This is a genomic window from Egibacter rhizosphaerae (assembly GCF_004322855.1).
Taxonomy (GTDB): domain Bacteria; phylum Actinomycetota; class Nitriliruptoria; order Euzebyales; family Egibacteraceae; genus Egibacter; species Egibacter rhizosphaerae.
On the sequence record NZ_CP036402.1, the window covers coordinates 3166498 to 3180206 of the forward strand.

At 76.4% G+C, this 13709-nt stretch carries 9 protein-coding genes; 5 read left to right on the forward strand and 4 right to left on the reverse strand.

Annotation, left to right across the window (positions count from 1 at the left end; all coding sequences use genetic code 11):
* Window positions 1-5 precede the first annotated feature (5 nt).
* Entirely contained in the window at window positions 6-1871 is a 1866-nt protein-coding gene (locus tag ER308_RS14745) for a glycosyltransferase family 2 protein (protein WP_131155687.1), read from the reverse strand.
* On the reverse strand, window positions 1864-3927 hold the full coding sequence (locus tag ER308_RS14750; protein WP_131155688.1) for a glycosyltransferase: 2064 nt from the start codon (window positions 3925-3927) through the stop codon (window positions 1864-1866). The genes ER308_RS14745 and ER308_RS14750 overlap by 8 nt, the downstream gene beginning before the upstream one ends.
* 88 nt (window positions 3928-4015) lie before the next feature.
* Here ER308_RS14750 and ER308_RS14755 point away from each other — a divergent pair, with 88 nt between their 5' ends.
* The 3 genes from ER308_RS14755 (at window position 4016) to ER308_RS14765 (ending at window position 7385) form a co-directional block, all read left to right on the forward strand.
* Window positions 4016-5779 (forward strand): glycosyltransferase family 2 protein, encoded by a 1764-nt coding sequence (locus ER308_RS14755; protein WP_165492116.1) that lies wholly within the window; start codon window positions 4016-4018, stop codon window positions 5777-5779.
* Window positions 5776-6510: a hypothetical protein gene (locus ER308_RS21720; protein ID WP_165492117.1), complete on the forward strand. Its 735-nt coding sequence runs from the start codon at window positions 5776-5778 to the stop codon at window positions 6508-6510. Before ER308_RS14755 ends, ER308_RS21720 begins: the two co-directional genes overlap by 4 nt.
* Before the next feature lie 320 nt (window positions 6511-6830).
* Window positions 6831-7385 (forward strand): hypothetical protein, encoded by a 555-nt coding sequence (locus ER308_RS14765; RefSeq protein ID WP_131154681.1) that lies wholly within the window; start codon window positions 6831-6833, stop codon window positions 7383-7385.
* Window positions 7386-7508: 123 nt separating this feature from the next.
* Here the strand turns inward: ER308_RS14765 and ER308_RS14770 are convergent, their stop codons facing one another.
* Window positions 7509-9017: a glycosyltransferase family 2 protein gene (locus tag ER308_RS14770; RefSeq protein WP_165492118.1), complete on the reverse strand. Its 1509-nt coding sequence runs from the start codon at window positions 9015-9017 to the stop codon at window positions 7509-7511.
* Between the two features lie 184 nt (window positions 9018-9201).
* Here ER308_RS14770 and ER308_RS14775 point away from each other — a divergent pair, with 184 nt between their 5' ends.
* Window positions 9202-11343: a glycosyltransferase gene (locus ER308_RS14775; RefSeq protein WP_165492119.1), complete on the forward strand. Its 2142-nt coding sequence runs from the start codon at window positions 9202-9204 to the stop codon at window positions 11341-11343.
* A gap of 32 nt (window positions 11344-11375) precedes the next feature.
* Here ER308_RS14775 and ER308_RS14780 read toward each other — a convergent pair whose 3' ends face one another.
* Window positions 11376-12593: an acyltransferase family protein gene (locus ER308_RS14780; RefSeq protein ID WP_131155693.1), complete on the reverse strand. Its 1218-nt coding sequence runs from the start codon at window positions 12591-12593 to the stop codon at window positions 11376-11378.
* Between the two features lie 21 nt (window positions 12594-12614).
* Between ER308_RS14780 and ER308_RS14785 the strand changes: the two genes are divergently transcribed.
* Window positions 12615-13679 carry a hypothetical protein gene (locus ER308_RS14785; RefSeq protein ID WP_131155694.1) on the forward strand — a complete coding sequence of 355 codons (1065 nt, stop codon included), beginning with the start codon at window positions 12615-12617 and terminating at the stop codon, window positions 13677-13679.
* The last annotated feature ends 30 nt before the right edge of the window (window positions 13680-13709 follow it).

A 13709-nucleotide genomic window follows, 5' to 3' on the forward strand; every position in this document is an offset into this window, starting at 1 on the left:
ACGCGTCACCCCCCGGCGTCGGGCGCGTCGGGCCTGTCGTCGGCGGCGCAGTCGGCGGTCGCGAGCGCGAGCCCGTCGCCGATCCAGCGGGCACCTTCGGCGAGCTCGGCGTCCGCGACGTGCCAGGTGTGGCCTCGGTCGTGGCGCTGCACGACGTGGCCGAACCCGTGCGTCCGGTAGACGACCCCGCCCCAGCGCTGCACGTCCGCGACGAGTCGGCGGTCCTCGGTGCGGTCCACGGCATGGAAGCCGCCGACCGCGTCGAGGTCCGCGCGACGGATCGTGAGCGTGTTGCCGGCGATGAGGCGGCTCGGCGCCTCGTAGCGGTCGTTCACCCGCTGGACCGTGAGGTCCGAGCCCGCGAGGTAGTAGAACTCGGCGCCCTTGCCGGCCAGCGTCGCGCCGCCCGTCTCGAGCGCGGCGACGAGGTCGGCGACGTGGTCGGGTCCGTACCAGTCGTCGTCGTCGATCTTGGTGACGATCGCGCCGCTCGCGGCGGCGACGCCCCGGTTCAGGGCAGCGCCCAGCGGGAGCTCGGGGTCGACCCGAACGGTCGTGATCGGGACGTCGAGCCCCCCGGTGTCGGGCTCGGTTCCCTCCCACGCCGGACCGTGGAGCACGAGGACGCACTCGAGCGGCCGGTGGGTCTGCGCGGTGAGCTGGGCGCGCACGTGCGGCCAGAACTCGGGGCGGCGCGTCGCGCAGACCGCCGAGACCGCGGTGGACTCGGCGCGGCGCAGCCCCAGGTCGGCCGCGCGGGCGTCCCACCAGCCGCCGACCTCGTGGGCGCGGAGGACGGCGCGACGCAGGCGAACGCCGTGGCGCTGGCGGATGACCTCGCGCCGTGCGTGCGCCCCGCGCGGGTCGCCGGCGTCCGCGGGCTCCGCCTCGAGCAGCGGCGCCGGCGGGTGGCGGAGCAGCTCCGCGACGGGCGGCGCCAGCAGGCCGGCGACCGCGTCCGGCAGGTCGGGGGCGACGACCGGCGTCCCGGCCGCTCCGAGGCGCACCAGGGTCGCGGCCGCGGTGGGGGCGTCGGCCGCGAGATCGTCGGTGACGTCGTGGATCGGTGCGTCGCGTCCGGCGGGGGCGATCGCGTTGAAGGGGACCGGCGCCGGGCCCGGCGGGACGAGCGCGGTGACGCGGTCGGCCCAGCCGGGCGACGGCGCGCCCACCGACAACACGAGGGCGCCGGCGGCGACGGCGGTGTCCACCGCCTCGAGAGCCGATGGCGCAGCGGGCGCATCCGGACCGAGCAGCACGACGTCGGGGGAGGCGCGGCGCAGCGCGGCCGGGTCGTCGATCCAGGCCGCGTCGACCCCCACCGCGTGCGCCAGACCGTCCACCCACGCACCCGCGCTGCCGTGGATGGCCACCCTCGGACCGGCCCGCTCGGGGGAGGTCTGCCCCGTGGTGTGTCCGGCGATGGCCAGCAGCGCGCCGGCCCACGCCATGGGGTCGCTCGCGCGGCGCAGCGTGAGGTCGACGCCGGGCAGGCCGTCGACCGTGACGCCGCGCGCGTCGGCGGGTTCCAGCCCCGCCTCGGCGGCGACCTCGACGAGCTCGTCGACCCGTCCCGCGCCGCGCAGCCCCCGCAGCACGCACACGCGCGCGTCGCCGGCACGGTGCAACGCCGGGGCGAGCAGCTGGCGCCACCGGGCGTGTGCGGCGGTCAGCAGGACCGCGAGCCGGTCGCCGTCGGCCACCGCGCGCAGCTTGCCCCGCGCGTCCGCGGCGGCGAGGTCGATCGGAGGGACGGTGACCGTCAGTGCGGCCTCGCCCAGCCACGTGCGCAGGCGCGGGAGGTCGTCACCGGCCGCGACGACGAGGTCCCCGTCCACCGTCGCCGATGCGGGGCGTCGGTCCTCAGCCATCGTGCGGACTCCCCGTCGCGGCCCGGGCTGGACCGGGTCCCGGGTCGGCGTCGCGGTCGGCTCCCGGTCGACCATCGACCCCCGGGGCGAGGGCGGGATCCCGCTGGGGGGAGCGCTCGGGGTCCCGCTGGGGGCCGAGGTCGGGATCGCGGTCAGGGTCGAGGTCGGCGGCCACCCGCGCGAGCCCGCGCCACTGGGCCCGTGCACGCGAGAGGAAGTAGTCGGTGCCCGCGGTCCAGGTCGCATGCCCGCCGTGGCGGTTGACGACGAACTGCAGCGCGTGGGTCCGGTAGGGCCGCTCGCCGGTCCGCTCGACGGCCTCGACGAGGCGTCGGTCGACCGCCCGCCCGTGCGGGGCGAAGCCACCGAGCGCATGCAGATCCGCCCGGTGCAGCGTCAGCGTGGCACCGCTGACCGCGTCGCTGAAACGGTCGCTGCCCGGCGCGCGGCGCACGGTCACGTCGCGGGCCGCCAGGTAGACGAACTCCGCGGACTTGCCCGCCAGCGGCGCCCCGCTCGTCCGCAGCGCCCCGACGCAGTCGGCGAGGTGGTCGGGGCCGTACCAGTCGTCGTCGTCCATCTTCGACAGGACCGGCCCGTCCGCGGCTCGTGCCCCGAGGTTGAGCGTCGCGCCGAGCGGCTCGGTGGCGGCGGCCTCGACGACGACGAGGTCGATGTCGTCACCGAGTGGCGACGTGTCCATCTCGGTGGCGGCCCGCGCCGCGGCCGGCCCGTGGGCGACGAGCACGACCTGCAAGGGCCGGTACCGCTGGGTCGCCACCTGGCGGACGGCGTGGTCCAGGAACTCCGGGCGCGCGGTGGCGAGCAGCACGCTGACCGCCGGTGGGTGCTCGGGCTCGAAGCCCGCGGTCGCGAGCCGCGCACGCAGCGCGGCCGCCGGGTGGTGCTCGTCGTGCACGACGCGGCCCAACCGCACGCTGGCTCGCTCGCGGACGTCGGCGTCCGCGAGATCGGCACGGTTGGCGGCATCCAACGCGGCGAGGGTGCGCTCGCCGACGTGCGCCCGCCACCGCGCGTCCCCGTCGACCGCGGCGATCCACCCGCGCGCGGCGGCCTGCACGACGGTCGCCGCGATCGCGCGGTCGGACGCGCCGGCGGCCAGCACCGACAGCGCCTCCCAGTCCTCGGCCCCCCCGGGCAGGGGCTGCCCTGCCCAGACGGTGACGCGGCCGGGACGGGAGGCGGGTCGGTACGCTACCCGGTCACGGTCGGGGTCGAACGTCACGGGCTCGTCCCGCTCGTCGATCCGCAGGAGGGGGATCGCCGCGGAGTGGGCGGCGTGCTCGGTCCCGGCCCTCAGGGCCGGGTCGGGGTGGCCGTCGTCGAGCAGCACGGCGTCCGGTCGGCGCCACCCCCGATCGCCCCAGTCGGGCGCCCACCGGGGATCGGCGTCCCGGTCGACCACGCGCGACCAGCCGCGCGCGGCCGCCCGTGCCGCCGGTCCCACCGCCGCGAGACGCGGCGCCTGCGGGGCCAGGCGCGCGGCCCGCGACACCGCGTCGACCGCCCACGCGTACGGCTGCGGCTGCGGCGCCCGCACGAACCCCGCGACCACCCGCCCACCCAGGTCGATCCGCACCGCGTGGCCCTGATCGGCCCCGGCGGGCCCGGGGGCGCCCGCCATCCGGGCCAGTGAGGCCTCCGACCCGGACGCCGGGCCGGGGGAGGGCTCGTCGGGCGCCCGGCCGAACGGGCCAGAGGAGGGCTCGTCAGGCGTCCCGCCGAACGGCTCGGGCGGGGGGAGCAGCACCACCGGGGCGCGGTGCGCGCGCAGGAGCCGCAGCACGTCCAGCGTGGCGGCAGTACGGCCTCCCCCGGCGAACACGAGCACGCCGGTGGTGGCGGGGACGGCCCGCAACCGGGCCCGCCATCCCGGGTCGTCGAGGCCGATGGCCGCCTCGACCTCCTCGATCGCCGCGCACAGCCGCTGCGCGGAGGCCGCGGACGTCGCGACGACACGCCAGGGCCCGCGGGGCAACAGTTCGCCGAGGGCGCAGGCGGTCGGTGGCGCGTCGTAGGCTTGCGGCGCTTGCATTCAGCTGGCCTCGATCCCGCGAGGGTGTTGCCCCATGACCGACGATCCGCGTCCGACGGGACCCCACGCCGGGCGTGGATCCGGCGCAGTGTCCGGGTCCACGGCGGCAGCGGGGGCCGAGAGCCCCGTGCGCGGGCGGCCGCCGGCAGCGGCGGTCAAGGATAACGACTGGCGGGCACTGCCGGTCCCGACACCCGACCAGGGCGAGGGCGAGGGCGCCGGCCCGGGAGAGGGGCAGGACGCCACCACCGTCTCGGTCGTCATCCCCGCCCGCGGCGACGGTGGTGCGCTCGCGCTGACGCTCGCGGCGCTCGAGGCCCAGCGCTACCCGGCCGAGCTGCTCGAGGTCCTGCTCGTCGACGACGGCAGCGACCCGCCCCTCGAGGTGCCCCGTGAGGAGCTGCCCGTCCGCCTGCTGCGACAGGAACGCGAAGGGTTCGGGGCCGGGCGAGCCCGCAACCTCGGAGCCCGTCACGCCCGCGGCGAGGTGCTGTTGTTCCTCGACGCGGACATGGTGGCCGAGCCCGACCTCGTCGCCGCGCACGTGCGCTGGCACCGGGCCGCGCGCGACGCCGTCGTGATCGGCCCGCGGTGGTTCGCGCCGCTGCGGGAGCAGGCCGGCGACGCGCTCAGCGCCGACGCGTTGGCGCAGGGCCGGATCACCGAGCTCGCCGCGGACGTACCCACCGAGGGGGAGCCCTGGTGGGTCGAGTTCGTCGAGCGCACCGACGAGCTCACTGTCGCGCGCGGCGATCTGCATGCGGCGGTGATCAGCTGCAACCTCTCGCTGCGAGCCGACTACTTCCACGCGCTGGGCGGGTTCACCGCGTTCGGGCGGCGCGGGATCGAGGACACCGAGCTGGGGTGGCGCGCGTACGCGGACGGGGCGCTCTTGGTACCCGACCGCAGCGCGGGCGCCTGGCACGTCGACGCGGGCAGCCACCTGATGTCCGGCGAGGCGGCGGACACGAAGCGACGCCGGCTGCCGTTGCTCTGGCACCACGTCCCCGCGGGGTCGGCGCGCCCCCGGGATGCCGCGCGCCGGTTCCTCGTGCCCCGCGTCGTCGTCGAGGTCGACGGGCGCGGGCATCCGTTCGAGGAGGTCGTGGACTGTGTCGACGGGATCCTCGCCGGTCGGCTGCGCGATGTCGCGGTCGTCGTCGATCTCGCGGACGACGAGGAGGGCCGCCTCGTTCGGGAGGCCCTCGAGCCCGACGACCGCGTCGCGCTCGACGGCGACGGGCCGCCGGCGCCGGTGCGCTGGCGCCTGCCGTCCCCCGTGCCGGTCGGCCCCGACGCGGTCGCGGAGCTCAGCGAGCCGCTGGAACGCGGGCAGGTCGGCATCGTGCGGGTCGCGGTGCCGGTCGACACCGGCGAGGACGCCCCGGAGGTCGTCGCGATCGGATGGCGGCGGCGCGCGTGGTGCCGCGCCGAGCGGGTCGTGGCCGACCGTGGGGGCGACCCGGGCGACGAGGAGGCGCTCACCGAGGTGATCGAGGAGCTGTTCGGCGGTCGGTGGGCGGGGGGTTCCGCGCACGGGTTCGGGGCGCAGGCGTCTCCGTCGGGCGGGGGTGCGTCTCCGTCGGGTGCTGGGGCGGCTCCTTCGGGCGCGCGTGCGGCCAGCGGGGCCCAGCTGCGTGCGCTCTCGCAGGCGCAGCGGGAGGAGGAGCGCGTGCGGGACCTGCTCGCGAAGGCTCGCGCCGAGCGGGACGAACTCGCTGGCCGGGTCGACGAGCTGGCCGAGCAGCTGACGCGGGCCCAGAACCGCAAGGTGGTCCGGGCCGCCAACCGGGTCGGCGCGGTCCGGCGGGACGTGCGCCGCCGTGCGAAGGGTGGGGGCCGCGCCTCGTGACGAGCGGTCCACAGGCGCCCCCGGAGCCCCGCCCGGCGCAGGCCGGCGACGCGGGTCTGCTACCGCCCGGCACCCCACCCGGGCTGGCCGCCCCGCTCACGCGTCTCGGTGCCTCACGGCGAGGATTCGGCCGGGAACTCGCCGGGCTGCGCCGGCAGTTCACGCCGCGCCTGCTGCGGGTCCCCCCCGACCGCGTGACGGGGGCGATCGACACGAAGCACTGGACCGGCGAGGACCATCGTGCGGCGGTGCTCGACGGGGACTGGGACCTGGTGCGCGTCGAGCGGCCGATCATCGCTCGCACCATCGCGCAGCTCGCGGCCGGCGCGCACTACACCGAGACCGATCAGTTCCCGCACATGGTGGCCATCGTCGAGCGGGGCACCGGCGAGTGGAACTACCACTGCGAGACGGTCGAGGACGTGCACGCGTACTTCCGCCGGCTCGTCGCCGCCTGGGAGGCGATCCGGGCGGGCGACTACCGCACCCAGCAGGAGCTGGGCGGGCGCAAGAACGACGAGATCGTCATCCACGTCGCCCGCGACGGGGAGCTCGTCGTCGGGCAGTACGGCAATCACCGGTTGGAGATGACGCGGCAGGCCGGCCTGGAGGCGGTGCCGATGCTGCTGCGCACCGTGCATCTCGCGTGGGCGCGCCGGTGCTATGACCGGTTCGGGTCCCCGCTCGAGTCCGCGCTCCAGCGCGGACTCGTGGAGCTCGGCGCCGGCTGACCCAGCGCCGCGCTCGGTAGGTCCCGGGTGGCCGGGACCTTCGGCCCGTACGGCCGTTTGCCGGATTCGCCCCGTGAAGTGGGCGATCCGCTGCTCGGGCGCGGGGGACCCCGGGCGACCGTGCCGGCGTCGGGATCGCCGGAGTCCCGGCGGTCGGGGGCCAGAGGTCCCGGGCAGGCTTGCTCGAAGGCCCGGCGAGGTGGGGCGGTTCGGCACGGTGACGGGTGGGGTCGGGCGCGCATAGTTCTGTTTGACGTCACCACGCGGGGCGTTGCCACTGATCGGGGCGTCGAGGCCCCTGGTTGGAGAGAGGAAGAACGATGAGCGCCACGACTCACGAGCCCATGATCACTGTCGCCGACGTGCCGGCGGCCGAGCAGACGCCGCGGTCGCGCGCGTTCGCGCGGATCTTCGCGGTGACGCGGATCGCGACCGGCTGGATCTTTCTGTGGAGCTTCTTGGACAGCGCGTTCGGGTTGCGGTTCTCGACCGCGCCGGCTGAGGCGTGGGTCGCTGGTGGCAGTCCGGCGGCGGGCTGGTTGGAGCACGGCACCAGCGGTCCGTTCGCGCCGGCGTTTCAGGCGTTGGCGGGCACGGCGTTCGCGGACGTGATGTACATGGTGGCGATGTTGGGCATGGGGTTGGCGTTGATCCTGGGGATCGGGCTGCGCGTCAACGCGGTGCTGGGCGGCGTGGTGGTGGTGATGATGTGGGCGGGCAGCCTGCTGCCGGAGAGCAACCCGTTCATGACCTATCACCTGCTGTACGCGCTGCTGTTCGTGGCCTTCGCGGTGGGCGCGGCCGGGCACACCTGGGGTCTGGGTCGTCGGTGGGAGCAGCTGGCCATCGTGCAGAAGGCCCCCTGGCTGAAGTAGCGAGCGACTGAACCACCGGCACCACCGGCGCCGTCGGCCCCGGAGCCCACCAGCGGGCTCCGGGGCCGACGCATGTGAGCGGGCAGCGCTCGGCACGCTCACCGGCCCGGCGCGCGCGGGGGTTCACTGACCCAGCGCACGCCGAGCGGCGATCACGATCTTGCGCACGTCGTGAGGGCGGCGGATCCGGCCGATCGCCCGCGCGCCGGCGACGGCCAGCTCGCGTCGCGACCGGTGGACTCGCACCGGTTCCTCCCGTGGTGCGACGCCCTCGGGGACGACGCCGACGTCCTCCCCGGCCACCCAGCGCTCCCCGAACAGCTCCCCGACGATCGGGTCGAGATCCTCGGGGCGGGCGAGCCCGGACGCCCTCGTGCCAGCGCCCCGCGCGGCCCGGCGCATCGCCCGCGCGCGGCGGAGGTGGGCCAGCTCGCCGGTGCGCGGCAGCAGCGCGTGCAGCGCCCCGAGCCCGTGCTCGTCGAGGCGACATCGCAGCGACGACAGCGCGGCTGGCGTGGGCCGCGCGCCCGCGGGCACGTCCCAGCGCAGCGGGCTCCAGGGATGGGCCTCGGCCGCGGTCGAGCCGGGCTCCACGCGGGGGTCGTCGTCGAGGTCCGCGTCAGCGGGGTCGGGGACGCAGATGGCGAGGTCCCCGTCGGTGGAGGCCAGGACCGCGCGTACGCAGGCGGCCACGTCGGCGGGGCCACCGGGGCCGATCTCGACCACGGTGCGCGGCCTGGGATGGCCGCCGATCCCGTCCTCGCGAAACCCGCCTTCGGGCAGCCATGCCGCCTGCAGCGGTGCGCGCTCGGCGAGGGCGCGCTCCCGCTCCGGCCCGGTGAGCGTGCGCGCCCCCTGATGCCACGCACGGGCGGTGGGGTCGCGCACGAGCAGCCCCCCGGCGCTCCACAGCCGATAGCCGATCTCGGTGTCCTCGATGCCGCGGACCCCGAAGGCCGTGAACCCGCCCACCTCGTCGAGCAGCGCTCGACCCACTCCCAGATTCGCGGCGACCACCACGCGGAACAGGTCCGGCCGGGTGCGCGTGAGGCCCTCCGAGCGTTCGACGTGCCGCACGATCCACGTGTGCTCGCTCGCGCCGCGGGCCTCGAGCAGCTGCGCCAGGCGTCCGGCGCGCGCGGCCTCGGTCAGTGCCGCTGGCGACGCGTCCGTCTCGACGAACCGCAGCGGTGCCATCGTGACCGCATCGCCCGAGACCGCGTGCCAGCGGGCGTGCGCGGCCACATGGCTCGGGTCGAGCAGGATGTCCGCGTCGCAGAACAACACGACGTCGCCCTCGGCCGCGGCGGCGCCCGCGTTGCGGGCGGCGCCGGCGCCGAACCGGCGCGTACCGGCCGGCGGGGGGTCGACCTCGACCACGCGCAGCGGGAAGGGCTCGGGCTCGGCCGGAGCGAGCGGGGGGTTGCTGCCGTCGTCCGCGACGATCACCTCGAGCCGATGCGCGGGATACCGCTGCGCGGCGACGGTCGCGAGGGTCCGCGCGAGCGCGTCGTGTCCGTCGCGACACGGCACCACCAGCGACACGTCGACGTCGGGGTCCCAAGGCCCGGGATCAGGCGGGTCGAGCAGGTCCCAGCGGTTGTCGGGGACCACGGGCGGCGCCTCGCTCATCGCGGGCTGCGCCTGGCACGGACGGGCAACGGTTCCCCTGCTCGGGTCGACGACGGGATCGGGCGGTATCTTGCCACGCGCCGCGCGCAGCACCCGGACGGGGGAGCACCCGGACGGGCACGCGAGACCCGGAGACGGTGCTCGCCGCGGCGTACGCCCGTGCCGACCACCCTCGGAGCCGTTGATGCGCCGTGCCCCGCAGCCGAACCCCGCGTCGCCCTCCTCGCCGGGGTCGTCCCCGCGCGTCGCCGGCCACGCGCGCCCTGCCGAGCTGATGCGCCGCCTGCGCGCGGCGTTGGGCGCGGCGCCGAACATCGTCGTCGCGCCACGCCGCGCCACGGCGAGCGCGGCGCTACGACCGGCCGGCGCGGCGACCGATGCGCTGGTGATCGCGCTCGACGAGCCGGGATGGGCCGCACGCCTCGCGGCGGTGACCCGCGACGAGGGGGAGGCCGCCCTCGCCCCCGGCGACCGGCGCCCGCTGCTCGTCGCCGACGACGCCAGAGAGCTCGCCGGGCTCCTGCTGCCGGCCCGCGCGCTCGGGGAGGCGCCGGTCGTCACCATCGTGCTCGGCGACGCCGCGCCGCCGGACATCGGGGAGCTGACCGATCCGGTGGCGCCGGTGCCGCTGCGCGAGCTGCCCCCGCGGGTGGTGGAGGTCGCCCACCGCCGCCGCGGGGACTACCGCCTCCTCGAGGTCGCCTTCGCGACCGTCGGGCCGGTCGGGAAGGTGCTGGCTGCGGCGACGGCCCGACACGATGCGCTCGCGCGTGGCCTCGGTGCCGATGGCCTGCAGGTGGCGATCGCCGGGGAGTCGGGCGCCCACTGGGTGCCCGGGGATCTACGCGCCCGGCTCGCGACCGGTGCCTGGGCCGACGACACCTACACCGCGGCGGGTCGCAGCCTCGACGTCCTGCTGGTGGACGCCGATTGGCTCGCCGACGACCCCGCGAGGCGGGCGAGCGTGCTCTCCCAGGTCCGGGCGCTGGGCGCGGCCGTGGTGCATCTGCCGGGGGGCGGCGGACCCGGCGCCGAGGTGTCGCGTGCGGCCGAGCCCCGCGCCGCCGACGGTCCCGACGCCGAGGAACCGGGCGAGGTGCCCGTGGAGGTCACGGCGCTGCCGCCGGTCGACCTCTCGGTCTGCAACCCGACCGGCTTCCGCGCCGAGGACGGTCCGCGCCCGCTCGCGGTGGCGACCGGCACGGCGGCGGAGGGCCCGCGGCTCGCCGCGGCCGTCGGCGACGACGTCGACGTCACGTGCCACGCCCCCCACGCGCCGGTTCGCCGCGACCTGGTCGATCGCGTCCACGGGGCGCGGGCGGTGGTCGATCACCCGGCGCTGCACGACGACGTGCCGGCCCGTGCGCGGGTGCTCGCGGCCCTGGCGGCGGCCGGCGCTCCCCTCGTGCTGCTGGACCACGAGGACCCGCGCGAGGGCCCGCTCGGCGCGCTGCTGGGGCGGGACCTGCTCGGCCTCGCGCGGTCGGTCGAGCCCGGCGACCTCGCGGACCCGCTCGTACGCGAGCGGCACAGCGTGCGCGTCCGTCGCGCCGCGCTGACCCGGCACGCGCCCGGGCCACGCTGGCGGGAGCTGCGCGCCCGGCTCGGACTGCCCGCCCGGGCCCCCCGGACCATCAGCGTGGTCACGTCGACGAACCGTCCCGAGATGCTGGCGCACCTGGCCCGCCAGCTCGCCGCCCAACGGCATCCCCACGTCGAGGCGGTCGTCGCGCTGCACGGCGCGACCTTCGACGAGCAGGCCGCCGACCACCTGCGAGCGGAGGCCGGCGTGCCCGTCACCGTGCTGCACGCGCCGCCGGAGGCCACGCTCGGCGCGGTGCTCGACCGCTGTACCGACGCCGCGAGCGGACGCCTGATCACGAAGATGGACGACGACGACTGGTACGGCCCCGACCACCTCGTCGACCTCGAGCTCGCGTGGAGCTACGGGGACGGCGAGCTCGTCGGCAAGGCGGCCGAGTTCGTCCACCTCGACGACATCGACGTCACGATCCGCCGCTTCACCGGAGGCGCCGAGTCACGCTCGGACCGCATCGCGGGCGGGACGCTCCTGCTCGACCGAGGCGACCTCGAGGCCGCCGGCGGCTGGCGCGACGCACCGCGCGCGGTCGACCGGCTGCTGATCGACGATGTCCGCGCGACCGGCGGCGAGGTCCACCGCACCCACGGGTTCGGGTTCGTCCTGACCCGGCGTCCCTCCGGGCACACGTGGGACGTCGAGACGGGGTACTTCCTGCGGCAGGCGGGCTGGCAGCGGCGCGGGCTCGCGCTCGACACCGCGGACGTGGACGCCTCCCCGCGGTGAGCCGCCTCGTCGGGCGTGCCGAGTGCGCCCGGTCAGAGGCGGACGAACCAGCCGCGCCGGTACATGCCGTAGTGGATCCCCCACCACACGACGGTGACGAGCAGACCGTAGAGCACCGACGCGGTGGCGACCCCGAACAGCGGCTCCGCCCACACCTCGATCGTGCCCTCGTAGGCGTAGGTGAACGCGCCCTCGCCCTCGGGGCCGACCTCCCACAGGTCCAGGAGGTGGGCGATGACCCGCGGCACGGTGAACGCGAACAGCGCGTTGCGGCCGAACACCTCGAACGTCCACCCGAGCCGGCGCATCCCGACCAGCTCCACGAGCCCGTAGAAGCCGGCGAGGATCAGCCACCCCCAGCCGGCGGTGAGCAGCACGAACGCGGGTGTCCACATCGCCTTGTTCACCGGCTGGAGCTCGCCGAGCGCGAGGCCGCCCCCCACGCCGAGCAGCCCGGCGGCGACCAGGAGCCCGAGCACGCCGGCCCGGCCCGGCCGCGCCGACGAGCCCGAGGACACCGCGTCCGGTGCGGTCGACCGCGACTCGTGGCTGCGCAGCCAGCGCCCGGTCCACCACCCGAGCATCACGGTCACGACCGACGGGATGGTCGACAGCAGCCCCTCGGGATCGAAGGGCCCGCCGCGGTGCAGGTGCGCCTCGGTGAGCACGAGCCGATCGACGTAGCCCGCGAGGTTGCCCTCGGGGGTCAGGACCCCGGCTCCCGCGCCCGGCACGGGCACGGTCGCGAGCGCGATGCCGTAGCCGACCAGGATGACGAGGCCGATCGCGACCTGGGCTCCCACCGAGCGCACGAGCAGCACGATCGTGGCGGCCGCGAGGTAGGCCAGCCCGATGCGCTGGAGCACGCCCATGATCCGGAACGTCGACAGGTCGGTCTCGGGCAGCTCGTAGAGCGCGAAGTTCAGCGCGAACCCGATCAGCACGAGCAGCGCACCCCGCCGCACCACGCCGGGCCACGGGGACTCCTCGGTGCGTCCCTCGACGTAGCGGGCGAGGGCGAACGCCATCGCCATGCCCATCGCGAAGAGGAAGAACGGCGCGATCAGGTCGCGGAAGGTCGCGCCGTGCCACTGCACGTGGGTCAGCTGGTACGGCGCGTTCGCCGAGCCCCCGCCGAGGCTCGACACGAAGATCATCGAGGCGACCGTGAAGCCGCGAAACGCGTCGAGCGAGCCCAGTCGGCCACGCAGGCCGGCGGGCGCGGCGACGGCGGGAGTGGCGCTAGCCATGACGACGGTACCCTAGCCGACATGCCGCCCCCGGCCGCTGCCTCGCGACGTGCCACGTTGCGCGCCGGGGGAGCGCTCGTGGCCGCCGTGCTGCTCGCCGGCTGCGGGTGGTGGGCCGGCAGCGTCCGCGAGCCGCCCGACGCGCCGGCGCCCGCCGCGGGCGAGCGGGGCCTGCAGTACGTCGTGATTGCGCACCCCGACGACGAGTATCAGGGATGGGGGCTGATCGGCGGGCGCGACGACACGTACCCGGTGTTCCTGCTGCTGACCCGGGGGGAGGTCACCGGTCGCTGCGACGGCGAGGCGTTCCAGCCCGAGCGGGGCGAGCGCCCCCCGGAGCCGCAACCGTTCGACCCCACCGACGTCGCCCGCTGCGCCGAGCAGCGCGTCGACTCGTGGCACGCGTTCCTCGACGGGATCGCCGAGCTCGAGGACGGGCTCGATCCGGAGCCGGAGGCGCAGGGCCGCCTCGAGGGCGAGGTCGCCTCCGGCGAGACCGCGCCGGAGCATCCCTTCCGATCCGACCCGGCGGTGCACTACGACGTGTACGTCGGGGCCGACCACGCGCGGCTCGTGTTCGATCTCGGGGACGGGACCCTCACCGCCGACGAGGTCGCCTGGGCGGTGCACGAGGCGCGCCGCACCGCCGGGGAGGGACGGTTCCCGGTTGAGGCCGAGCGGGAGATCCTCGGCGCGAACTTCGCGAACGCGGACGGGCATCCGGACTGCGTCGACTACGACCATCCCGACCACGTCGCGGTCGACGAGGCGCTCTGGGAGGTCGACTTCGGCGTGCCGGGCCCGCAGCGGAACCGGGCCTGCGCGACCGACCCGCGGGTCCGGGACGGGGGGGAGACCGTGCCGGTGCCCCCGGAGGTGCACGAGCAGGTGTGGGCGGTCGAACCGCGACCGGAGGACCCGGTCCACAACCCGGACGCGGAACGGGTCGGGGTGGCCCAGCGCGTCTACGGGTGGCTGGCGTTCACGTTCGGCGACGAGGACGCGCGGACCTATTGGGAGGTCAGCGACGACGAGGCCGACACGATCTTCGCCCGCGAGCAGCACTTCTGGCGCGCGCACGACTGACCCCCGCTGCCGGCCTGTATCGCTCTGCTG